Source organism: Citrobacter sp. SX206, from assembly GCF_024181025.1.
Lineage (GTDB): Bacteria > Pseudomonadota > Gammaproteobacteria > Enterobacterales > Enterobacteriaceae > Citrobacter > Citrobacter youngae.
This window is the reverse complement of record NZ_CP049738.1, coordinates 1,190,938-1,212,358: the sequence shown is the minus strand read 5'-3', so window position 1 is coordinate 1,212,358 and position 21,421 is coordinate 1,190,938. Positions and strand designations below refer to the sequence as shown.

Genomic DNA, 21,421 nt, shown 5'->3' with positions numbered 1-21,421 from the left:
GATGGCACTTCGTTTATCCGGCCTACATGTGAGTTACCTGTAGGCCGGATAAGGTGTTTACACCGTCATCCGGCAATCAGTATGGCTTACGCGTAAACCGGGAAGCGTGCGCAGATATCCAGAACTTTACCTTTGACGCGCTCGATTACGGCTTCGTCATTGATGTTGTCCAGCACGTCACACATCCAGCCAGCCAGCTCTTTCGCTTCCGCTTCTTTGAAGCCGCGGCGAGTGATTGCCGGAGAACCGATACGGATACCGGAAGTCACAAACGGGCTCTTCGGATCGTTCGGTACGCTGTTTTTGTTAACGGTGATGTTAGCACGGCCCAGCGCGGCATCAGCTTCTTTACCGGTCAGGTTTTTATCAACCAGATCCAGCAGGAACAGGTGGTTTTCAGTACCGCCAGAAACCACTTTGTAGCCACGGTTCAGGAACACTTCCACCATCGCTTTGGCGTTTTTAGCAACCTGCTGCTGGTAAACCTTGAACTCAGGCTCCATCGCTTCTTTCAGCGCCACAGCTTTCGCCGCGATCACATGCATCAGCGGGCCGCCCTGCGCGCTTGGGAACACCGCAGAGTTCAGTTTTTTGTACAGCTCTTCGTCACCGCCTTTCGCCAGGATCAGGCCGCCGCGCGGACCCGCCAGAGTTTTGTGGGTGGTGGTGGTGACAACGTGTGCGTGTGGAACCGGGTTCGGATAAACGCCTGCGGCAATCAGCCCCGCAACGTGCGCCATATCGACGAACAGGTATGCGCCGATGCTGTCAGCGATTTCACGCATTTTTGCCCAGTCAACAACGCCGGAGTAAGCAGAGAAGCCACCGATGATCATCTTCGGTTTGTGCTCTTTGGCCTGCTTCGCCATGTCTTCGTAGTCAATTTTGCCGGACTCATCAATACCGTAAGGGATGATGTTGTACAGTTTGCCGGAGAAGTTAACCGGGGAGCCGTGAGTCAGGTGGCCGCCTTGTGCCAGGTTCATACCCAGAACGGTATCGCCCGGTTGCAGCAGAGCGGTGTAAACAGCGAAGTTAGCCTGAGAACCAGAGTGCGGCTGTACGTTAGCGTAGTCAGCGCCAAACAGTTCTTTGGCACGATCGATAGCCAGTTGCTCAACGATATCAACGTACTCGCAACCGCCGTAGTAGCGTTTGCCCGGATAACCTTCAGCATATTTGTTGGTCAGCTGAGAACCCTGCGCCTGCATAACACGCGGGCTGGTGTAGTTTTCGGAGGCGATCAGTTCGATGTGCTCTTCCTGACGTACTTTTTCCTGCTCCATAGCCTGCCACAGTTCGGCATCATAATCGGCAATGTTCATTTCACGCTTTAACATCCGCATCTCCTGACTCAGCTAACAATAGAATTTCGGCCTAAAAAGGCAGTCCCTAGGACTTCGGCCAACAGTATAACCGAATCATTCTTCGATAACAGGTCTTGACAAAGGATTTTACGCAAACGATTACCTTCACGGCACGCAAGGCTTTGGAGAACAAAGGTCTGCTGAATTTCAACGGATTTCTTTTCAGGTTTGTGATGCAGATTTTTCACGATGTAACCTTTACAACGCAAAGTTACAAAGAACCATTTACAATGCAGGGGTATTTTTTATAAGATGTATTTGACATACATCATTAAAGTCTCAGATAAAGGAAGACCGTATGCTTGACGCACAAACCATCGCTACAGTGAAAGCCACCATTCCCCTGCTGGTTGAAACAGGTCCGAAGCTGACCGCCCATTTCTACGATCGCATGTTTACGCATAACCCAGAGCTGAAAGAAATTTTCAACATGAGTAACCAGCGTAATGGCGATCAGCGCGAGGCGCTGTTTAACGCGATTGCCGCGTATGCCAGCAATATCGAAAACCTGGCGGCGCTGTTGCCGGCGGTTGAGAAAATCGCGCAAAAGCATACCAGCTTCCAGATTAAACCAGAGCAGTACAACATCGTGGGTGGTCATTTGCTGGCAACGCTGGACGAAATGTTCAGCCCAGGCCAGGAAGTCCTGGATGCGTGGGGTAAAGCGTATGGCGTACTGGCGAACGTTTTCATCAACCGTGAAGCACAAATCTATAGCGAAAATGCCAATAAAAATGGCGGCTGGGAAGGTACCCGTCCTTTCCGCATCGTGGCAAAAACGCCGCGAAGTGCACTGATTACCAGCTTTGAGTTTGAGCCTGTCGACGGTGGCGCAGTAGCTGAATATCATCCGGGGCAATACCTGGGCGTCTGGCTGAAGCCGGAAGGTTTCCCGCATCAGGAAATTCGTCAGTACTCACTGACCCGAAAACCTGATGGCAAAGGCTATCGGATTGCCGTTAAGCGTGAAGACGGTGGTCAGGTTTCCACCTGGCTGCACAACCATGCAAATGTTGGCGACGTTGTTCACCTGGCCGCACCTGCGGGCGATTTCTTTATGGACGTCGCGACCGATACCCCTGTGTCTCTGATTTCCGCAGGCGTAGGTCAGACCCCAATGCTGGCAATGCTGGATACGCTGGCGAAAGCAAACCATACGGCGCAGGTTAACTGGTTCCATGCGGCTGAAAACGGTGATGTCCATGCCTTCGCTGATGAAGTAAATGAACTCGGCAAAACGCTGCCACGCTTTAGTGCGCACACCTGGTATCGTGAGCCAACCGAAGCCGATCGCGCGAAAGGCGCGTTTGATAGTGTAGGTCTGATGGATTTGAACAAACTGGAAAGCGCAATCAGCGATCCGGCGATGCAGTTTTATCTGTGCGGTCCGGTTGGCTTTATGCAGTTTGCCGCAAAGCAGCTGGTCGGCCTGGGCGTGAAAAACGAGAACATTCATTACGAATGCTTCGGTCCGCATAAAGTTCTGTAATTACGTTATGCCTGATGGCGCTGCGCTTATCAGGCCTACGAGATATTGTAGGCCTGATAAGGTGTTTACACCGCCATCCGGCAAGCAAGGCGCGGCTTAGATTGCCGCGTCGTCTTCTTCACCGGTACGAATACGAATAACGCGCGCGACATCAAAGACAAAAATCTTACCGTCGCCGATCTTGCCGGTCTGGGCAGTACGAATAATGGTGTCGACGCAGGTATCGACGATGTCGTCGGTAACCACAATTTCAATTTTTACCTTCGGCAGAAAATCCACCATATATTCCGCGCCACGGTACAGCTCGGTATGGCCTTTCTGACGGCCAAAGCCTTTCACTTCCGTTACCGTCATCCCGGTGATACCGACTTCTGCCAGCGCTTCGCGGACGTCGTCCAGCTTGAAGGGTTTAATAATCGCATCAATCTTTTTCATGCTATTCCTTGAAAAGGTCGCCTGTCTTTTGATCGAATAAAGCTAACATAATCCGCAGATTTATTCTTTGAAATCGTTTGCATCCAGCTCGTGTCGAGAAAGCAACTTATAGAATTCGGTGCGGTTGCGCCCCGCCATTCTTGCTGCGTGAGTCACATTGCCCTTGGTGATTTGCAGCAGCTTACGCAGATAGTTGAGCTCAAACTGGTTACGCGCCTCAACAAATGTCGGCAGCGCGGTGTTTTCCCCTTCCAGCGCCTGCTCCACCAGCGCGTCGCTGATCACTGGCGAAGAGGTCAACGCCACGCACTGCTCAATTACGTTGACTAACTGACGCACGTTGCCCGGCCAGCTGGCGGTCATTAACCGCTTCATGGCATCGGTTGAAAAGGCGCGTACGAACGGTTTGTGCCGTTCAGCAGACTGGCGCAGCAGATGGTTCGCCAGCAGCGGAATATCTTCCGTACGCTCGGCCAGCGCCGGGATCTTCAGACTCACCACGTTGAGGCGATAGTACAAATCCTCGCGAAATTCGCCCCGAGCCATCGCTTTGGGTAAATCGCGGTGGGTCGCAGAAACGATCCGCACATCAATGTCGATATCGCGGTTACTGCCCAACGGTCTGACTTTTCGTTCCTGCAATACGCGCAGCAGTTTCACCTGTAACGGTGCAGGCATATCGCCAATCTCATCGAGAAAAAGCGTGCCGCCTTCCGCGGCCTGAAACAGCCCTTCACGATTACTCACCGCGCCGGTAAAAGCGCCGCGCGCATGGCCAAACAGTTCAGACTCCAGCAGTTGTTCCGGCAACGCGCCACAGTTAATGGCAATAAAGGGCTTATGGCTGCGCGGGCTGGCGTTGTGAATCGCCTGGGCAAACACCTCTTTCCCGGTGCCGCTCTGACCATTGATCAATACGCTGACATCCGATTGCGCGACCATCCGCGCCTGTTCTAACAAACGCAACATTAACGGGCTACGGGTAACAATTGATTCACGCCAGCTGTCATCGGTAGCAGGCGCGGACTGTTCCAGCGCACCGTCAATCGCTTTGTAGAGCGCATCTTTATCGACCGGCTTGGTGAGAAAGCTGAAAACACCCTGCTGCGTTGCCGCGACAGCATCAGGAATGGAGCCGTGCGCTGTCAGGATAATAACCGGCATCCCCGGCTGCACTTTCTGGATTTCAGTGAACAGCTGCATGCCGTCCATTTCATCCATGCGCAGGTCGCTAATGACCAGATCCACTTTTTCACGATTCAGTACCCGTAATCCTTCCTGCCCACTTTCTGCGGTTACGACGCTGTAACCTTCGCTGGTCAGTCGCATACCGAGCAATTTCAACAGCCCCGGATCGTCATCGACGAGCAGCAGATGCGCGGGCTTGCGGCTTATCATGGCATGGCCTCCCCATCATCGGGCGTCGTGAGTTTATCAGTACCGTGCAACGCATCGGGATTATAGCTGCCGGCAGGTTTACGGGTGGACAGTTGTCGTTCAATATCGGTCAGATTTTCCAGCTTACGGGTGGTGAGATCGAGCTGACTCTGCAAATGCTGTTGCTGCTGACGCAGCGTATCGAGATCGCTATCTGACGACTGCTGGAGCTTACTGTAACGCATGCGTTCTTCGGCAAGCTGTAACTGCAACATTTGGTTACGGAACCAGGCCTGATAAAGCGGTCGAACCTGAGTCGGAATTTGTGGACTTAACGCGTCGAGACGCGTAACGACCTCCCGCCGTTCAGGCGGGGTAATACGGGCGTTATCGAGCAGGATCCCACGCTTAAAAGCGCCCTGCCAGGTATCCGTAAGTTGGCTACTGGCTTCACTGCGCGCCTGCACTGGCATCATGCGATCGGCGCAATCCATCGCCCGCAGCCAATACAACGGGTTGGTATCCGTGGACTGACCCGTTAGCGACCAGATATCCGTACATTCGGTGGCAAGGTAATCAGCGAGTTGATGCGGCGGGATTTTCTCCTGCGAAGGATCGCCGATAATGTGATTCACCGCATTTGGAACGCAGCCGACCAGCGCCAGGCATGGCAGACTTGCGAGTAAGACGCGGCGAATAAAATCTCGTTTAAGCATTCGGGCAACAACGTGTGGCATACTCACCAGACTTAGGTTCATTTTAGTGGTTTTTCGATGCAGATAGCGGCAGTTCTATGCGGAAACAAACGCTTTGCGCATGCTCATCAACCAGATACAGTTTTCCCCGCATACGGCGGATACAGTCTTTGGCGATGCTCAGTCCCAACCCGCTTCCTTTGACTGCCCCTTTTCGCTGATGGCTGCCCTGGAAAAAAGGCTCGAAGATCATCGCCTGTTCTGCTTCTGGAATCGGTGTGCCGGTATTTATGACATCAATATATACCGTTGAGCCATGCAAACTGCTGCGGATCCAAATGTTACCGGATTCAGCGCCATAGTGCACCGCATTGGAATAAAGATTGTCCAGCACGCTCATTAACAGCATGGGTTCGGCCAGACAAGCGTTCGCCGCCAGCGCAACATCAGTATGGATCATTTTGGCGCGAGCAGGCAGGCTATGTGCTGAAACCACGCTTTCCACCAGCGGCGCGATTTCTACAGTTTCAAGCTCAACCTCGTCATCCGCCAGCTTGCGGTTGTAATCAAGCAATTGCTCAATCAACTTTTGCAGATTACGGCTGCTGTCATCCAGAATCCCGACTACCTCTTTTTGCTCCGGCGTTAACGGGCCAACTACCTGATCGGCTAACAATTCGGTACCTTCGCGCATGCTCGCAAGCGGTGTTTTCAGCTCATGGGAAAGATGGCGTAAAAACTGATGCCGTTGCGACTCAAGCCAGGAGAGACGTTCACTCAACCAGATAATGCGCTGCCCCACGGACCGCAGCTCCCGGGGCCCGGTAAATAATACGCTATCACCCAGCGAGCGCCCTTCCCCCAGACGGTTAATCATCCGCTCGATGCCCTTCACCGGACCGATGATCATACGGGTAAACAGCAGCACCATCGCCAGACTAACGAGAAACAGCACCAGCGCCTGCCAGCCAAAGAACTGACCTCGTTCGGCAATTTCTTGTTGTAACTGCTGACCACGCGAAAAGACCACGGTACGTGTGGCCTGCACCATGTCGGTATTCGCATTAGCGAAGGCTTCCAGGCGGGCTGCCGCCTGGCTGTCAGGACCACTGTTATTACACTGCAATTGGGCGAGATCGTTGAGATCCTGCCGCAACGCCTGGTAGAGCTTGTTGTCCGGCAACACGCCCGCATGCGCATCCAGCATGTCGCTATAACGTTTACGCTGGCTCTGGTAAACCTTTGCCAGCGTCGGATCATCCAGCACACAATACTGTCGGTAGCTACGCTCCATCTCCAGCGCGGCGTTGGTCATTGCCTCACTGCGTCGGGCATCAATGAGCGTGGTTCTGTTAGTCAGCGCCGCCTGCGCGCTCAGGGCGTTCAGGCTCTGCCACGCTTGCCAGGCCAGTACGAGCAAAGGGAGCAGGATCAGCAAAAATGCCAGTGTCACCAGCTGACGTAATGATCGGGGGAAAACAGACCAGCGCTTCAAGGCGTTACTCTCAATGGACGGGAATAAGACGATGCTAACTGAGGGGAACGTCAGATACAACAAAGCCGGGATTAACCCGGCTTTGTTATGGAATAAGGCGGTGCCTAACTCGACGTTTCGCCCGAAGGTTGATATGAGCTTCGCTAATATCAGATGTTGGACGGCAGGCACCTTGTTGTGCGTCATTCGAAGTTTATGTAGCACGTCCCGAAGGGGCTGACATAAGAAGGTGAATGAGCCACTGGTTAATATTATGCAGCATCTGTGCCAATATTCAAAACACTTTATTAACACAATGATAAATATAAGAAATATGAATAATTGTGTAAAAATAAGAGTTGAGTGTTTTTTGTTCATTCTGTCGCTAATCAGCAACACTCGCTGTACTTAAAAACAAAATCATTATAAATCAAATCATTAAGTGTCTCTTTTTGGCGACAAGCCAACCCTGCCAATGTCGGGATTTCCCGACACTTTAATTTTGTGGCATAAGCGCTGAGTTTATTGCCGGATGGCGGCGTAAACGCCTTATCCGGCCTGTGATATAAAAAAAGCCCCTCACGAAGAGGGGCTTGATGATTGCAGGCCAATTAACCGAGCTGTTTACGCGCATTACGGAAGATACGCATCCACGGGCTATCCTCGCCCCAGTTTTCCGGGTGCCAGGAGTTGCTCACGGTACGGAACACGCGTTCCGGGTGTGGCATCATAATGGTTACACGACCATTTTCGGTGGTAACAGCAGTGATACCGTTTGGCGAACCGTTCGGGTTAGCCGGATAGGTTTCGGTCACCTTACCGAAGTTATCAACGTAGCGCAGTGCCACCAGCCCTTTGCTCTCCAGTCCTGCCAGATGCGCACCGTCACGCACTTCCACGCGGCCTTCACCGTGAGAAACAGCGATTGGCATCTGTGACCCAACCATACCGGCAAGCAGCAGAGACGGGCTTTGTGTCACTTCGACCAGGCTGAAACGCGCTTCAAAGCGATCGGAGTGGTTACGCACAAAGCGTGGCCACAGATCGCTTCCTGGGATCAGCTCGCGCAGGTTAGACATCATCTGACAACCGTTACACACGCCGAGTGCCAGCGTTTGCGGGCGATGGAAAAAGGTTTCGAACTCATCACGGACCCGATTGTTGAACAGAATCGACTTCGCCCAACCTTCGCCTGCGCCAAGCACATCACCGTAAGAGAAGCCACCACAGGCCACCAGCGCCTGGAAGTTGCCCAACCCGATGCGCCCACCCAGCAGATCGCTCATATGCACGTCGATAGCGTCAAAACCCGCACGGTGGAAAGCGGCCGCCATTTCTACGTGGGAGTTAACGCCCTGTTCGCGCAGCACGGCCACTTTTGGACGCGCACCGGTAGCGATATACGGAGCCGCAATATCTTCGTTGATGTCAAACGACAGTTTAACGTTGAGGCCAGGATCGGCATCGTTGGTTTTAGCGTTATGTTCCTGATCGGCGCACTCTGGATTGTCGCGCAGACGCTGCATCTGCCAGGTTGTTTCCGCCCACCACATACGCAGAGTAGTACGGCTTTCGCTGAACACCGCCTGACCATCTGCTTCGACCACGAAGCGGTCGCCCTGCACGGCTTTACCCAGATAGTGCACGCAATCGGCCAGGCCATGTTGAGCCAGCAACGCCTCAACCGCTACACGGTCAGCGGCGCGAACCTGAATGACAGCCCCCAACTCTTCATTAAACAGCGCCGCCAGATGATCATCGCCCAGAGTGCCGATGTCTGCTTCAACGCCGCAGTGACCGGTGAAGGCCATTTCTGCCAGCGTAACCAGCAGGCCGCCGTCGGAACGGTCGTGGTAGGCCAGCAGCTTACGCTGTGCCACCAGCGCCTGAATGGCGTCGTAGAAGCCTTTCAGCTGCTCTACGTTACGCACATCGGCAGGCTTATCGCCCAGTTGACGGTAAACCTGCGCCAGCGCCGTCGCACCCAGCGCATTGTGGCCAAGGCCAAGATCAATCAGCAGCAGCGCATTGTCTTCAGTAGACAGTTGCGGGGTAATCGTGTGGCGCACATCTTCCACGCGGGCAAAGGCGGTGATCACCAGCGACAGCGGCGAGGTCATTTCACGCTGTTCGTTGCCTTCCTGCCAGCGGGTTTTCATCGACATAGAGTCTTTGCCCACCGGAATGGTCAGGCCAAGCGCCGGACATAATTCTTCTCCAACGGCTTTTACCGCTTCGTACAGTCCGGCGTCTTCGCCAGGGTGACCCGCAGCCGCCATCCAGTTGGCCGACAGTTTAATGCGTTTGATATCGCCAATCTGCGTTGCCGCAATGTTGGTCAGTGCCTCACCGACCGCCAGACGCGCAGAGGCTGAGAAGTCGAGCAATGCGACTGGCGCGCGCTCGCCGAGAGACATCGCTTCGCCGTAGTAGCTATCAAGGCTTGCAGTAGTGACCGCGCAGTTGGCGACCGGGATCTGCCATGGCCCCACCATCTGATCGCGCGCCACCATACCGGTAACGGTACGGTCGCCGATAGTCACGAGGAACGTTTTTTCAGCAACAGTCGGCAGATGCAGCACACGGTTAACCGCATCTGCAATCGAGATTTCGCCACGATTCAGGGCATCGCCTTTGGCTTTCAGCGTCTGCACATCGCGGGTCATTTTCGGCGTTTTGCCCAACAACACATCGAGCGGCATGTCGATCGGCTGATTGTCGAAGTGGCTATCGCTCAGAGTCAGATGCTGTTCTTCGGTGGCTTCACCGATCACCGCATACGGCGCGCGCTCACGCTTACACAGTTCGTCAAACAGCGGCAATTGATCGGCGGCAACCGCCAGCACATAGCGCTCCTGGGATTCGTTACACCAGATTTCCAGCGGGCTCATACCCGGCTCGTCGCTGAGGATGTCACGCAGCTGGAACTTACCGCCGCGACCGCCATCGCTGACCAGCTCCGGCATGGCGTTAGACAGGCCGCCCGCACCAACGTCATGGATAAACAGAATCGGGTTGGCATCGCCCATCTGCCAGCAACGGTCGATAACTTCCTGGCAGCGACGTTCCATTTCCGGGTTGTCGCGCTGTACAGAAGCGAAATCAAGATCGGCATCAGACTGACCGGAAGCCATGGATGATGCAGCCCCACCGCCAAGACCGATGTTCATCGCCGGACCGCCGAGGACGATAAGCTTAGCACCCACCACGATCTCGCCTTTCTGTACGTGATCGGCACGGATATTGCCGATCCCACCTGCCAGCATGATCGGTTTATGGTAACCGCGCAGCTCTTCGCCGTTATGGCTGTTAACCTTTTCTTCATAGGTACGGAAGTAGCCCGTCAGCGCAGGACGACCAAATTCGTTGTTAAACGCAGCACCACCCAGCGGGCCTTCGGTCATGATGTCGAGCGCGGTGACAATACGATCCGGCTTACCAAAATCTTCTTCCCACGGCTGTTCAAAGCCAGGAATACGCAGGTTGGAGACGGAGAAGCCTACCAGCCCGGCTTTCGGTTTTGCACCACGACCGGTTGCACCCTCATCGCGAATTTCACCGCCAGAGCCGGTTGCCGCGCCTGGCCACGGAGAGATAGCCGTCGGGTGGTTATGAGTTTCTACCTTCATCAGGATGTGGGCTGGTTCCTGATGGAAATCGTAGCGGCCGGTTTTATGGTCGGCAAAATAGCGGCCCACTTCAGAACCTTCCATTACCGCGGCGTTGTCTTTATAGGCAGACAGCACGTGGTCCGGCGTGGTTTCGAAGGTATTCTTGATCATCTTGAACAGCGACTTAGGCTGTTGTTTACCATCGATAACCCAGTCGGCGTTAAAAATCTTGTGGCGGCAGTGCTCGGAGTTAGCCTGCGCGAACATGTACAGTTCAATGTCGTTCGGGTTGCGTCCCAGTTTGGTGAACGCATCCTGCAGATAGTCGATTTCGTCTTCCGCCAGCGCCAGGCCCAGACGCAGGTTAGCGTCGATCAGCGCCTGGCGTCCCTCACCAAGCAGATCAACGCTGGAAACCGGCGCAGGCTGGTGATGAACAAACAGTTTTTCAGCATCGCTCAGCGCAGAGAAAACCGTTTCCATCATGCGGTCGTGCAAAATATCGGCAACCGTCAGCCACTGCTCAGCGGTCAACGTGGAGGCCTCAACATACCAGGCAATGCCACGTTCCAGGCGGCTAATCTGTTGCAGGCCGCAGTTATGGGCAATATCAGTCGCTTTAGAAGACCACGGGGAAATGGTACCCGGGCGAGGCGTGACCAGCAGCAGTTTGCCTTCAGGGGCGTGGCTGTGAAGAGCAGGACCATATTTCAGCAGACGTGCAAGTTGCGCGCGCTCATCCTCATTCAATGGTGCATTCAGATCGGCAAAATGGACGTACTCGGCGTAAATATTGTGGACCTGGAGGTTGGCAGCCTGAAAACGTGCCAGCAGTTTGTTAATACGGAATGCAGACAGTGCAGGTGAACCACGCAGAATTTCCATCATAAGTCTCTCGTCTTCTAAGCTTTCGGTGTGCCCAAGTGGGGGAAACGGGCGTCATTATAAAGAATCTGGCGCGCCGACGAAACCGTTTGCGTCGAAATAAAATCACGGCCTCTTCTTATCATCAAATGCGGTCTGGTTTCTGAATAAGTTGCCAACTGGCGCAAGTTTAAGCAAAATGCCGCTCATTAATGACGACTTCACTTCTTAATCAATACCACAGCACGCAGAGACAACGTACGGTTCAGAGAATTAACTAATTGAAAAAATTAAAGATTAATTATCTGTTCATCGGTATTTTGACGCTGTTGTTGGCAGCGGCCCTCTGGCCATCTATCCCCTGGTTCGGTAAAGCCGACAATCGTATCGCCGCCATTCAGTCGCGGGGAGAGCTGCGCGTCAGTACCATCGACTCACCGCTCACTTACGCCGCGCTTAATGGGAAAAAATTTGGCCTGGATTACGAACTGACCAAAGCCTTCGCCAACTACCTGGGTGTGAAGCTGAAAATCACCGTACGCCAGAACATCAGCCAGCTTTTTGACGACCTGGATAACGGTAATGCCGATCTGTTAGCCGCTGGTCTGGTGTATAACAGCGAGCGCGTTAAAAATTATCAGCCGGGTCCGACCTACTATTCCGTATCGCAACAACTGGTGTATCGGGTTGGGCAATACCGCCCGCGTACGCTTGCCACCGTGAACGAAAACCAACTGACTATCGCCCCGGGGCATGTGGTGGTTAACGACCTCCAGCAGCTAAAAGAAAAAAAATACCCGGACCTGAGCTGGAAAGTTGATGAGAAAAAGGGCACCACTGAACTGCTTGATGATGTCATCGCCGGTAAGCTGGATTACACCATTGCCGATTCCGTTGCCATCAGCTTATATCAGCGCGTTCATCCTGAGCTGGCCGTGGCGCTGGACGTCTCTGACGAACAGCCGGTGACCTGGTTCAGTCGTCTGGACGATGACAATACGCTGTCTGCTGCCCTGCTGGATTTCTTCAATACCATGAATGAAGACGGCTCGCTTGCGCGACTGGAAGAAAAGTACCTTGGGCATGGCGATGATTTTGACTATGTTGATACCCGCACCTTTTTGCGCGCCGTAGACAGCGTGTTGCCGGACCTCAAGCCGCTTTTTGAGAAGTATGCGCAGGAGATAGACTGGCGACTGCTCGCCGCAATATCCTATCAGGAGTCGCACTGGGACGCGCAGGCGACTTCCCCGACCGGTGTACGCGGGCTGATGATGCTGACCAAAAATACCGCCCAGAGTCTCGGGCTAACTGACCGTACCGATGCCGAGCAGAGCATCAGCGGCGGCGCGCGGTATTTGCAGGACATGATGAGCAAAGTGCCGGATACCGTCCCCGAAGGGGAACGCATCTGGTTTGCGCTTGCCGCCTACAACATGGGTTATGCGCACATGCTGGATGCGCGGGCACTGACGGTGAAAACCAAAGGTAATCCGAACAGTTGGTCCGACGTAAAACAGCGTCTGCCGCTGCTCAGCCAAAAGCCGTATTACAACAAGTTGACCTATGGCTATGCGCGCGGTCACGAAGCCTACGCCTATGTGGAAAACATCCGTAAATACCAGATTAGCCTGGTGGGGTATCTGCAGGAGAAAGAAAAACAGGCGCAGGAAACGCAGCAACTGGCACAGGATTACCCGGCTGTGTCACCGGCTGAGCTGTTAGGTAAAGATAAATTTCCGCTTTCAGCGTTTCTGACTCAGACGTCGTCAAACTATCTGTCGCACTCCCCTTCTCTGCTGTTTTCAGCACAGAAGAAAGAGGACAAGTAGTCTGATTGGTATTTACTGATTGGCAGATTTTTTCAACGCTTTGATTTCCTGCCGACGCATGCGAAAGAAATCACTGAGCAGCGTGGCGCATTCATCGCGTAACACCCCTTCGGTCACGTCAACCCGATGATTCATTCCAGGGTGATGCAGCACATCCATTAATGACCCGGCAGCGCCCGTTTTCGCATCGCGTGCGCCAAAAACCACCCGACCGATACGGCTATGGACCATCGCGCCTGCGCACATCACGCACGGCTCCAGTGTTACATACAACGTTGCATCCAGCAGACGGTAGTTTTGTAGCACCAGACCGCCCTGGCGCAACGCCATGATTTCAGCGTGGGCGGTAGGATCATGATGGCCAATCGGTCGGTTCCAGCCTTCGCCAATAACGCGGTTGTTATGTACCAATACCGCACCCACCGGGACTTCACGCTCATCCCAGGCGCGCTTAGCCAGCGTTAAAGCATGACGCATCCAGTATTCGTGGCTAAATTCAACTTCAGACAAAGGGGTAACTCCAGTAATCAAAGCGGGCGCATTATACACAGACGCTATCGTTTACTCTATTCGAGTTGTTGCAGCTCTCCGCGCGGCGTGACGCGCCAGCGATGCTGGCAAAAAGAGAGCAGTGGATTGTCCTGCTTACTATCGCTGTAGCCGCTGTAAAGAGACAGCGGTGCGCCAATCTGCCGTTCCAGTTGCGCGACTTTTTCATGCCCCAGACAGCGTAGCGGCAATACCCAGCCACCGTATCCCCGCGCCATTTGACTGGCGATCAGATTGACACGCGGTAGCCACGGCGTGTCGAAGTAAACCTGCTCGACCAGCGACTGCGGAGAACCGGTGATAAGCCAGATATCAGCATCGGAGCTTAACAGGTACGTCGTCAGACGCTGCTGCACGACCGGAAATGCCGTCACATGCCCGCGAAACCAGCGCACAAAATCGGCCTGATGCGCTTTCAGACGCGCTTCGCTGCGACCAAAGGTACAGCCCCATAACAGCAGGCTCATGGGCCAGCGGGCGGCGCGCCCTTTAATTAACATTGCCAGCGCAATAATTGGCAACAGGGGCAGCACCAGCAACGCATTTAGCGGTTGGCGACGCAGCAGAAAACGTAAGAAACTACCGAACATATCCTGCTGGTGTAACGTGCCATCCAAATCAAAAAAAACAACGCGACGCTGGTGACTGGTCAAACCTTATTCCTCTGGATCGTTGAACCCCAATAGCCAGGTAAACAGGAACCCGGCAATAACCGCTACCAGATAGCCTAACAGATAGAACATCACTTTTCCGGCAACAATCGTCAGTGCCAGCGGCAATCCCGAGATGCCAAAGGTGATGACCGTCGCCACCTTCCAGTAGCTGATCAGCGCCCCACCGACTGCACCACCGAGACAGGCACCGATAAACGGCTTGCCTAATGGCAACGTCACCCCAAAAATCAGCGGTTCACCAATGCCCAGCAATCCAACCGGCAGCGCGCTTTTAATCACTTTTTTCAGCCGTGCGTTACGGGTTTTCATCAGTACCGCAATAGCCGCACCGATTTGCCCCACTCCTGCCATCGCCAGAATAGGAAAGAGCGCGTTATAACCATGCGCCTGTACCAGTTCAACGTGGATCGGCACCAACCCCTGATGAAGTCCGGTGAGCACCAACGGCAGGAAAGTCCCAGCCAGCACGGCTCCCACCAGGAAACCGCCGCGATCGATAGCCCAGGATGCGCCGTGAGCAATCGATTCAGAAATCCAGCCGCCAAGCGGTTGCAGCGCCACAATGGCGATTGTCCCGGTAATAAGGGTGGTCAGCAGTGGATTGAGGATCAGTTCGAGAGACTCCGGCAGCACTTCGCGGAATTTGCGTTCGATCCAGCACATCAACGCCACCACCAGCAGCACTGCGATCACTCCACCGCGTCCCGGCTGCAATGCCTCGCCAAACAAGGTAATTTGCGCCAGTTGCGGGCTGGAGAGAATACCGGCCATCACCCCGCCCATCGCCAGCGAACCGCCAAACACTTTGGCGGTATTCACTCCGACCAGAATATTCATGATGGCAAACACGGCGCTGCCAAATATTCCCATCAGCCCAAGCATATTTGGATAGTGGGTCGCAAAATCTCCAACGATATCCGGTCGCTTAAGGATGTTAATGATGCCGGTAATCAAACCGGAGGCGATAAACGCCGGAATAAGCGGGATAAAAACGTTAGCCAGCTTGCGTAGCGCGTCACTCATCGGCGCTTTGTACTTCGCTTTGGCCTCTGATTTTGTTCGCTCAATATCCCCCACATTGGAACGTTCACCGCCATCGGCAATCAGGGAACGCATGGCATCGACCACTTTCGCGGCTTTGCCGGGGCCGACAATGATCTGGTGCTGCGCCCCTTGCTTCACGTAGCCGCTAACGCCCGGCAGTTGCTTGAGTCGGGAAATATCGAGCTGAGCGTCATCCTGTACCTCCACTCTGACGCGGGTCATACAGTTTTCCAGGCGCAGAATATTTTTCTCTCCGCCCACGCCCAGCAGGATATCGCTGGCCAGCACCGCCGTCTTATCCATATACACCTCTTAGTGTTCTAACGCCGCGCGTAAAAAACCCTGGTGAGCGGCAAGCTTTTCGCGGGCTGCAGCGGCATCGAGCCCCGTGAGAGCCATCAGAATGGCGGGCTTAACATCAAAATCGGTCTGTTTCAGCAGAGCTTGCGCCTGGTCATACGCAATACCGGTAGCTTCCACGACCATGCGACAAGCCCGGTCTACCAGCTTAACGTTGGTCGCTTTCATATCCACCATCAGGTTCTGATACACCTTGCCAAACTTCACCATTGCGCCGGTAGAAATCATATTGAGTACCAGTTTTTGCGCAGTACCGGACTTCAGTCGCGTTGACCCTGTCAGAGCCTCCGGGCCAACAACCGGTGATATGGCGATGTCCGCTTCACGCGCGATGGGGGAATCCGGATTACAGGAAATCGCCACCGTGGTGCAGCCAACGGAACGGGCATATTGCAAGCCGCCAATCACATACGGTGTACGCCCGGATGCAGCCAGACCCACCACCACATCCTGAGCCGTAAGGTTGAGCGAACGAAGATCATCTTCACCCAGCTGCGGGTTATCTTCTGCACCTTCAACGGCCTTCAGCAATGCGCCCGGCCCACCAGCAATCAGGCCAACAACCCGTCCATGCGGTACACCAAAAGTCGGTGGGCACTCAGACGCATCCAGTACGCCAAGACGCCCACTGGTCCCCGCCCCCATGTAGATAATCCGTCCACCCGCTTTTAACGCGTCAGCCGCTGCATCGACCGCAAGCGCAACTTCAGTCAGCGTTGCTTTTACAGCAACGGCTACCAGCGTATCCTGTTGATTAAAACGATGAACCAACTCAAGTGTGGATAACGCATCAAGATCCATGGTCTGAGGATTGCGGCTTTCTGACACTAACGCACCGAGATTCATTTTTTGTTCCTTAGGAATTTTTAATTCATAGTAATCCGTTATAATGGAATATAATATTCACCCAGGCGAGTGAAATTTTGTTTTGTAATCGCCATCACGTTTTCGCCAGGAGACAGCATGAACTGTTTGATTCGCATTCGTCAGCGTTACCCGGACCTCGCGCAAAGCGATAAAAAGCTTGCGGATTACCTCCTCGCACAGCCGGATACTGCGCGTCATCTCAGTTCACAGCAACTCGCCTTTGAAGCGGGCGTCAGCCAGTCCAGCGTGGTGAAGTTCGCGCAAAAGATGGGTTTCAAAGGATTTCCTGCACTCAAACTGGCGATCAGTGAAGCACTGGCCAGTAATCCCAATCCCCACTCTATCCCAGTGCATAATCAGATTCGCGGCGACGACCCTATGCGTCTGGTGGGTGAAAAACTGATTCAGGAGAACGTGGCGGCCATGCACGCCACACTGGATATCAACAGCGAAGAAAAGCTGATGGAAAGCGTCGCATTGTTACGCTCCGCCCGACGCATTGTCCTGACCGGAATTGGTGCATCGGGGTTGGTAGCACAGAATTTTGCCTGGAAACTGTTGAAAATAGGTTTTAACGCGGTAGTGGAACGCGATATGCACGCCCTGCTGGCAACGGTACAGGCGCTTTCGCCGGGCGATCTCCTGTTGGCGATTTCGTATACCGGAGAGCGCCGCGAGCTCAACCTGGCTGCGGATGAAACGTTGCGCACCGGCGCGAAAATCCTCGCCATCACTGGATTTACACCGAACGCCCTGCAACAGCGAGCAAGCCATTGCCTGTATACGATTGCCGAAGAACAAGCGACACGCAGCGCGGCAATTTCATCGACGCACGCGCAGATGATGCTCACGGATTTACTGTTTATGGCGCTGGTTCAGCAAGATTTAGAACATGCTCCGGAACGCATTCGCCACAGCGAAGCACTGGTAAAAAAACTGGTCTGAGCAAAGAATGCGCGTATAATGCCCGCCCGATTTGTGATGTTTTGAGAGTTTCCTGATGGCCCTGTTAATCACTAAAAAGTGTATCAATTGCGATATGTGCGAACCCGAATGCCCGAATGAGGCAATTTCGATGGGTGACAGCATTTACGAGATTAACAGCGACAAATGTACGGAATGCGTTGGCCATTACGACACGCCAACCTGCCAGAAGGTGTGCCCGATCCCCAATACTATTTTGAAAGATCCGGCACATGTCGAAACGGAAGAGCAGTTGTGGGATAAGTTTGTGCTGATGCACCACGCCGATAAACTTTAACCGCGTCGCCATCCGGCAACGTACAGAATCTAACTCTCGATAATCACCGTGGCGCAGGCGTAGTGACGCTCATCGGCCAGCGTCACATGCATATGCGCGACACCCAGTTTTTCCGCCAGTTTTAACGCCTCCCCCCATAACCGCAGACGCGGCTTACCGAGTTCATCGTTGAAGACTTCAAACTGATTAAACGCCAGCCCATTGCGAATACCCGTCCCAAAGGCTTTTGCTGCGGCCTCTTTGACCGCAAAGCGCTTTGCCAGAAAACGCACCGGCTGCTGATGCGTCTCCCAGATTGCCCATTCGTTGTCACTGAGCACGCGTCTTGCCAGACGGTCACCGGAACGGGAGATCACCGCTTCAATGCGGGCAATCTCCACGATATCCGTGCCTAATCCCAGAATAGCCATTAGCCACGCGCTTCCAGCATCAGGCGTTTCATTTCCACCACGGCGTCTTTCAGACCGCTCATCACCGCGCGTCCGATAATGGCATGGCCAATATTCAGCTCGTGCATTTCCGGGATCCGCGCAATGGCTTTAACGTTGTGATACGTCAGACCGTGACCCGCATTCACCTTCAGGCCCAGGCTGGCAGCAAAAGTCGCCGCTTTAGCAATACGTGCCAGTTCGCTGGCCTGTTCCGCATCGGTTTTCGCATCGGCGTAACAGCCGGTGTGAATTTCAATAAACGGCGCGCCAACTTCCGCAGCGGCCTTAATCTGTTCTTCATCGGCATCGATAAACAACGAGACCAGAATTCCGGCATCAGCCAGTCGCTTGCAGGCATCGCGCATCTTGTCACGCTGGCCGGCGACGTCCAGACCACCTTCAGTAGTCACTTCCTGACGTTTTTCCGGCACCAGACAGCAAAAATGCGGCTTCGTCTCGACGGCGATTGCCAACATTTCGTCGGTGACCGCCATTTCCAGATTCATGCGCGTATCCAGCGTCTGGCGCAGAATACGTACGTCGCGGTCGGTGATATGGCGGCGGTCTTCACGCAGGTGTACGGTAATACCGTCCGCGCCCGCCTGCTCAACGATAAACGCCGCCTGAACCGGATCCGGGTATGCGGTGCCGCGTGCATTACGTAACGTGGCAATGTGGTCAATATTGACGCCTAACAGTAATTCAGCCATGACAATCCTCGTTAATCATTATTTGTTTTTACCGCGCGTTTTGGCATAAATTGCCGGAACAGTTCCCGGCTTTTTAACGGCTTACCACCAAGATACGGCTTTAACGCCATGCGGGTAAAGCGTTTCGCGGCGCGTAACGTATCGACATCGGGAAATTCACGTGACTCAAGCGCTTTGAGATGGCGTCCGGTAAAAGTGGAATTATCGATCACTACGCTGGCGATAAACCCTTTTTCTTCCCGGTAACGATAGGTCATGGTGTCGTCTACCGGCTCGCCGCTGCCCGCACAATGGGTAAAATCGACGCCGTACCCCAGATGTCCAAGTAAGGCCAGCTCAAAGCGACGCAGCGCAGGCTCTGGCGAACCCGTCGCACCAGCCAGCGCCTGAATACAGTTCAGATAATCGAAAAAGAGTTCAGAAAAACGGGTCTCGTACTCGAGGACGCGGGAGATAAGTTCGTTGATATACAAGCCGCTGTACAGCGTGATACCGCTAAGAGGGAGCGCCAGAGAAACGGCTTCAGCGCTACGCAGGGTTTTGACCTCACCGCGGCCGCCAAAGCGAAGTAACAACGGGGTAAAAGGCTGGAGTGCGCCTTTGAGATTAGAACGTTTGGAACGTGCGCCTTTAGCCACCAGGCGCACGCGACCCGACTCTTCCGTGAAGACGTCCAGCACGAGACTGGTTTCGCTCCAGGGGCGACTATGCAAGACAAAGGCTCGTTGCCATCCTTCCATATACTCGCCGTGTTTCAGAAGATGGGTTTAGACGTCGTCGCCGTAACCGAGGCTACGCAGCGCGCGTTCGTCATCGGCCCAGCCAGATTTCACTTTCACCCACAGTTCGAGGTGAACGGGCGCTTCGAACATCTCCTGCATGTCTTTACGCGCTTCGATGCCGATGGTTTTGATTTTGGCCCCTTTGTTGCCAATAACCATCTTTTTCTGCCCTTCACGTTCAACGAGGATCAGACCGTTAATATCGTAACCACCGCGCTCGTTGGAGATAAAACGCTCAATTTCCACAGTAACGGAATACGGCAGTTCAGCCCCCAGAAAACGCATCAGCTTTTCGCGGATGATTTCAGAAGCCATAAAACGCTGAGAACGGTCAGTGATGTAATCTTCCGGGAAGTGATGGATAGCTTCCGGCAGATGCTTACGTACGATGCCCGCAACGGTATCAACATTCAGACCGGTCTCGGCAGAGATCGGCACGATATCGAGGAAGTTCATCTGGCTTGCCAGGAACTGCAGGTGCGGCAGCAGATCGGCTTTTTCCTGAACGTTGTCTACTTTGTTCACGGCCAGAATTACCGGCGCTTTACCGTCGCGCAGCTTGTTGAGCACCATTTCGTCGTCCGGCGTCCAGCGGGTGCCTTCCACAACGAAAATAACCAGTTCAACATCACCAATCGAGCTGCTGGCCGCTTTGTTCATCAGGCGGTTGATGGCACGTTTCTCTTCCATATGCAGGCCCGGGGTATCGACATAAATCGCCTGATACGCGCCTTCAGTATGGATGCCAACAATACGGTGACGTGTTGTCTGAGCCTTACGTGAGGTAATGGAAATCTTCTGCCCAAGCAGATTATTCAACAGGGTGGATTTGCCGACGTTCGGGCGACCGACGATGGCAATAAATCCGCAATAGGTTTTGTCGATGCTCATTCCAGCTCCAGTTTTTTTAACGCCTGTTCGGCGGCAGCCTGCTCAGCCTTACGACGGCTCGAACCTGTGCCAACCACCGGTTCACTCAGGCCGCTAACCTGGCAGTGGATAGTAAATTCTTGATCGTGTGCTTCACCACGAACCTGCACCACCAGATAAGACGGCAGCGGCAGGTGGCGACCCTGCAAATACTCCTGCAGGCGCGTTTTCGGATCTTTTTGTTTATCGCCTGGGCTAATTTCGTCCAGACGCGTTTGATACCAGTTCAGGATCAGCTGTTCAACGGTTTGAATATCGCTGTCGAGGAAGACGCCGCCGATCAACGCTTCGACGGTATCCGCCAGAATTGATTCGCGACGAAAACCACCGCTTTTCAGCTCGCCCGGTCCCAGGCGTAAACATTCACCGAGGTCAAATTCACGGGCTAATTCAGCCAGCGTATTTCCACGCACCAGCGTGGCGCGCATGCGGCTCATGTCACCTTCGTCCACTCGAGGGAAACGGTGATACAGCGCATTCGCAATAACAAAGCTCAAAATAGAGTCGCCTAAAAATTCTAAACGCTCGTTATGTTTGCTGCTGGCACTACGGTGAGTTAATGCCTGCTGCAACAGCTCCTGATGATTAAAAGTGTAGCCCAGCTTCCGTTGAAGCCGATTAATTACGATGGGATTCATGCGATACCAATAAATGAATGCGTCAACAATT

General features: G+C 53.8%; 19 protein-coding genes and 1 pseudogene. 5 read left to right on the top strand and 15 right to left on the bottom strand.

Going from position 1 to position 21,421, the window contains the following annotated elements; all coding sequences use genetic code 11:
* Positions 1-86: 86 nt before the first annotated feature.
* Positions 87-1,340 (bottom strand): serine hydroxymethyltransferase, encoded by a 1,254-nt coding sequence (gene glyA / locus G8S19_RS05900; protein ID WP_003037627.1) that lies wholly within the window; start codon positions 1,338-1,340, stop codon positions 87-89.
* 325 nt (positions 1,341-1,665) lie between these two features.
* On the opposite strand from glyA, the gene hmpA reads away from it, so the two are divergent.
* Positions 1,666-2,856 (top strand): NO-inducible flavohemoprotein, encoded by a 1,191-nt coding sequence (gene hmpA, locus G8S19_RS05895; RefSeq protein WP_101742026.1) that lies wholly within the window; start codon positions 1,666-1,668, stop codon positions 2,854-2,856.
* A gap of 4 nt (positions 2,857-2,860) precedes the next feature.
* Positions 2,861-2,956, top strand: a pseudogene (locus tag G8S19_RS22465) (hypothetical protein); the annotation flags it as partial.
* On the opposite strand, the gene glnB reads toward G8S19_RS22465, so the two are convergent.
* The 5 genes from glnB to purL all read right to left on the bottom strand — a co-directional run bounded on the left by glnB (position 2,953) and on the right by purL (position 11,336).
* Positions 2,953-3,291, bottom strand: coding sequence for a nitrogen regulatory protein P-II (gene glnB, locus G8S19_RS05890; RefSeq protein WP_002914032.1), 339 nt, complete (start codon positions 3,289-3,291; stop codon positions 2,953-2,955). The pseudogene G8S19_RS22465 and the gene glnB overlap by 4 nt on opposite strands.
* 60 nt (positions 3,292-3,351) lie before the next feature.
* A complete protein-coding gene (gene glrR, locus G8S19_RS05885; RefSeq protein ID WP_305764056.1) occupies positions 3,352-4,686 on the bottom strand; it encodes a two-component system response regulator GlrR in 1,335 nt (444 codons plus the stop codon).
* Positions 4,686-5,405 carry a two-component system QseEF-associated lipoprotein QseG gene (gene qseG / locus G8S19_RS05880; RefSeq protein ID WP_061068356.1) on the bottom strand — a complete coding sequence of 240 codons (720 nt, stop codon included), beginning with the start codon at positions 5,403-5,405 and terminating at the stop codon, positions 4,686-4,688. The genes glrR and qseG overlap by 1 nt, the downstream gene beginning before the upstream one ends.
* A 22-nt stretch (positions 5,406-5,427) precedes the next feature.
* The gene (gene qseE, locus G8S19_RS05875) at positions 5,428-6,858 is read right to left on the bottom strand and encodes a two component system sensor histidine kinase QseE/GlrK (protein ID WP_124022102.1); all 1,431 of its coding nucleotides are present in this window, start codon (positions 6,856-6,858) and stop codon (positions 5,428-5,430) included.
* Between the two features lie 590 nt (positions 6,859-7,448).
* Positions 7,449-11,336, bottom strand: coding sequence for a phosphoribosylformylglycinamidine synthase (purL, locus tag G8S19_RS05870; protein WP_253686282.1), 3,888 nt, complete (start codon positions 11,334-11,336; stop codon positions 7,449-7,451).
* A 257-nt stretch (positions 11,337-11,593) separates the two neighbouring features.
* Between purL and mltF the strand changes: the two genes are divergently transcribed.
* On the top strand, positions 11,594-13,144 hold the full coding sequence (gene mltF / locus G8S19_RS05865) for a membrane-bound lytic murein transglycosylase MltF (RefSeq protein ID WP_115643079.1): 1,551 nt from the start codon (positions 11,594-11,596) through the stop codon (positions 13,142-13,144).
* Between the two features lie 12 nt (positions 13,145-13,156).
* On the opposite strand, the gene tadA is transcribed toward mltF, so the two are convergent.
* From tadA to murQ, 4 genes are all read right to left on the bottom strand, one after another.
* Entirely contained in the window at positions 13,157-13,621 is a 465-nt protein-coding gene (gene tadA, locus G8S19_RS05860) for a tRNA adenosine(34) deaminase TadA (protein WP_232034709.1), read from the bottom strand.
* Between the two features lie 89 nt (positions 13,622-13,710).
* Complete coding sequence (gene yfhb, locus G8S19_RS05855) at positions 13,711-14,346, bottom strand: phosphatidylglycerophosphatase C (RefSeq protein ID WP_061068361.1); 636 nt, start codon at positions 14,344-14,346, stop codon at positions 13,711-13,713.
* A 3-nt stretch (positions 14,347-14,349) separates the two neighbouring features.
* Positions 14,350-15,714, bottom strand: a complete 1,365-nt coding sequence (locus G8S19_RS05850; protein WP_048210893.1) for a PTS transporter subunit EIIC — start codon at positions 15,712-15,714, stop codon at positions 14,350-14,352.
* A gap of 9 nt (positions 15,715-15,723) precedes the next feature.
* On the bottom strand, positions 15,724-16,617 hold the full coding sequence (murQ, locus tag G8S19_RS05845) for an N-acetylmuramic acid 6-phosphate etherase (RefSeq protein ID WP_061068362.1): 894 nt from the start codon (positions 16,615-16,617) through the stop codon (positions 15,724-15,726).
* Between the two features lie 117 nt (positions 16,618-16,734).
* Here murQ and G8S19_RS05840 point away from each other — a divergent pair, with 117 nt between their 5' ends.
* Positions 16,735-17,583, top strand: coding sequence for a MurR/RpiR family transcriptional regulator (locus G8S19_RS05840; protein WP_048210891.1), 849 nt, complete (start codon positions 16,735-16,737; stop codon positions 17,581-17,583).
* A gap of 55 nt (positions 17,584-17,638) precedes the next feature.
* Complete coding sequence (locus G8S19_RS05835) at positions 17,639-17,899, top strand: YfhL family 4Fe-4S dicluster ferredoxin (protein WP_003037590.1); 261 nt, start codon at positions 17,639-17,641, stop codon at positions 17,897-17,899.
* A 29-nt stretch (positions 17,900-17,928) separates the two neighbouring features.
* On the opposite strand, the gene acpS is transcribed toward G8S19_RS05835, so the two are convergent.
* The 5 genes from acpS to rnc are packed head-to-tail and all read right to left on the bottom strand — an operon-like array spanning position 17,929 to position 21,390.
* Positions 17,929-18,309 carry a holo-ACP synthase gene (gene acpS, locus G8S19_RS05830; RefSeq protein ID WP_003037588.1) on the bottom strand — a complete coding sequence of 127 codons (381 nt, stop codon included), beginning with the start codon at positions 18,307-18,309 and terminating at the stop codon, positions 17,929-17,931.
* Positions 18,309-19,040 (bottom strand): pyridoxine 5'-phosphate synthase, encoded by a 732-nt coding sequence (pdxJ, locus tag G8S19_RS05825; RefSeq protein ID WP_061068363.1) that lies wholly within the window; start codon positions 19,038-19,040, stop codon positions 18,309-18,311. Before pdxJ ends, acpS begins: the two co-directional genes overlap by 1 nt.
* A gap of 11 nt (positions 19,041-19,051) precedes the next feature.
* Positions 19,052-19,780, bottom strand: coding sequence for a DNA repair protein RecO (gene recO / locus G8S19_RS05820; protein ID WP_061068364.1), 729 nt, complete (start codon positions 19,778-19,780; stop codon positions 19,052-19,054).
* A gap of 27 nt (positions 19,781-19,807) precedes the next feature.
* Positions 19,808-20,713 carry a GTPase Era gene (gene era, locus G8S19_RS05815; protein ID WP_048210889.1) on the bottom strand — a complete coding sequence of 302 codons (906 nt, stop codon included), beginning with the start codon at positions 20,711-20,713 and terminating at the stop codon, positions 19,808-19,810.
* Complete coding sequence (gene rnc, locus G8S19_RS05810; RefSeq protein ID WP_003037579.1) at positions 20,710-21,390, bottom strand: ribonuclease III; 681 nt, start codon at positions 21,388-21,390, stop codon at positions 20,710-20,712. Before rnc ends, era begins: the two co-directional genes overlap by 4 nt.
* Between the last annotated feature and the right edge of the window lie 31 nt (positions 21,391-21,421).